The 571-nt window shown below is 68.7% G+C and carries 1 protein-coding gene; it reads right to left on the reverse strand.

From position 1 onward, the window contains the following. Nucleotides 1-49 precede the first annotated feature (49 nt). The coding region (locus AC630_RS42145) for a response regulator (protein ID WP_143198777.1) at nucleotides 50-571 on the reverse strand (522 nt) is incomplete at its 5' end.

The following is a 571-nucleotide window of genomic DNA, read 5'->3' on the forward strand; positions in this document are numbered from 1 at the left end:
CCGCTTCACACTTTGCGCTAACGCGGCCCTTCGGGTCCGGATCATGCTCTTAGGCCGCTGCCCGGCTCAGCTCGGAGGCGCCGGCGGCGCTCGCGGTCTGTTCCTTCAGCGCCGCGATCAGACCGGGACGGTCGAACTTGGCGACATAGTCGTGGAAGCCGGCCTGCCGGCCGCGCTCGATCGCCGCCGGCGACACCAGCGCCGACAGGCCGATGATCGGCATCGCGCCGAGGTTGTTGTCGGAGCGGATCACTTCCGCGAACTCGAACCCGTTCATGTCGGGCATCTCGATGTCGGTCAGGACCACGTCGAAGCTCTGCGCGCGCAGCGCGGCCAGGCCCTCCTGCGCGGTCGGCGCGGTGCGAACGCGGTAGCCGGCGGCCTTGAGCACCGGCGCCAGCATGTTGCGGAAGAACGCGCTGTCGTCGACCAGCAGCACCGACTGCGCGTGCATCGACGGCATCATCTCCTTGCGGGTGAACCAGTCCGCGAACGCCATCGGCAGGAAGTGGCCGACGTCGATCACCTCGGTGGCCTGGCCCTTGATCACGGCCGAGCCCAGGATGCCTTG

This window comes from Bradyrhizobium sp. AS23.2 (assembly GCF_001908185.1).
In the GTDB taxonomy this organism is placed as follows: domain Bacteria; phylum Pseudomonadota; class Alphaproteobacteria; order Rhizobiales; family Xanthobacteraceae; genus Bradyrhizobium.